General features: G+C 42.0%; 1 protein-coding gene. It reads right to left on the reverse strand.

The features are described from left to right. Positions 1-82 precede the first annotated feature (82 nt). Positions 83-577: a pyridoxamine 5'-phosphate oxidase family protein gene (locus tag ACS8FC_RS19020; RefSeq protein WP_439297938.1), complete on the reverse strand. Its 495-nt coding sequence runs from the start codon at positions 575-577 to the stop codon at positions 83-85. Between the last annotated feature and the right edge of the window lie 30 nt (positions 578-607).

The following is a 607-nucleotide window of genomic DNA, read 5'->3' on the forward strand; positions in this document are numbered from 1 at the left end:
GATCAAAGAATAAAAAACGCCAGTGGCTCATGCGACTGGCGTTTTTTATTTGTCTATTCTTACTGTTCTAACGACTGAAGCATTACAGCTTTATCGAAAAATTCTCACCCAAGCTTTTTTCAATGGCAGTGTCAGTGACTGCCGCCGCCGCCATTTTGACAGCGCTAGTGATGGCATTACCATTCGCCCAATATTCAGCGCCATGTGGGGTGACTTTGATTAGCTGAACGCGTGGGTCCTCTTTGCCTTTTTCAAAATACGCATTGTACATAGGTGACCATAGCTCGTTGAGTTTTTCTTCATCATCAACCAACTCGGCTATACCAGCGATAGAGAGATATTTTTTGCCATCTTCACTGACGTAGGCCAAGTTCACTTCTGGGTTCTTTTCAATACTGCTCACGGTTTCGCAAGGGCTGTGACCAATAAACCAAATTTCTTTTGCGCCGATACTGGTTTCAGTGGTATTCATCGGGCAAGAATGTAGATGGTTTTCATCATTACGAGTGGTCATCATGGTGTATTTGATGTCTTTTACCATTTCTTGGATGGTGTCCATTTGTTGTTGCTTGCTCATCATAGTTATCCTTTACTATTTAAAATTTAG

The organism is Psychrobacter sp. 1Y4 (assembly GCF_051847555.1).